This is a genomic window from Pseudomonas sp. Kh14, from assembly GCF_900291005.1.
Taxonomy (GTDB): domain Bacteria; phylum Pseudomonadota; class Gammaproteobacteria; order Pseudomonadales; family Pseudomonadaceae; genus Aquipseudomonas; species Aquipseudomonas alloputida.
In genome coordinates, this window is record NZ_OLKJ01000083.1 from 1 (window position 1) to 279 (window position 279).

General features: G+C 48.7%; 1 protein-coding gene. It reads right to left on the reverse strand.

Annotated features, from left to right (window positions below):
• Positions 1 to 279: tRNA pseudouridine(13) synthase TruD (gene truD, locus FQ668_RS27410; protein ID WP_144180768.1), on the reverse strand; the 279-nt coding region annotated here is incomplete at both ends.

Here is a 279-nt window from a genome sequence, read left to right on the forward strand (position 1 = left end):
CTCTTGATCTACCGCACTTTGCTCAAGTGTTAAAGCATCTTGCTCTGTCGGCAGTGCGTTATCACCAGCCAGTGCAGCGGTAATCACGCCATTATCGTCCAGAATATCACCCGCGATTGAACTCTCGAAACTCTGAGCTTCGATGCGCTTAGAGACAATCTCATTAAAAATCCAAGAGCGAGCTGCCGACAAGTATAGGCTGCGCTTATTTTGGTTACGAGTTCGTACATTTTCACGTCCCCAACGTCTTGCTTCGGTGACATTGCCGCCATCTCTACC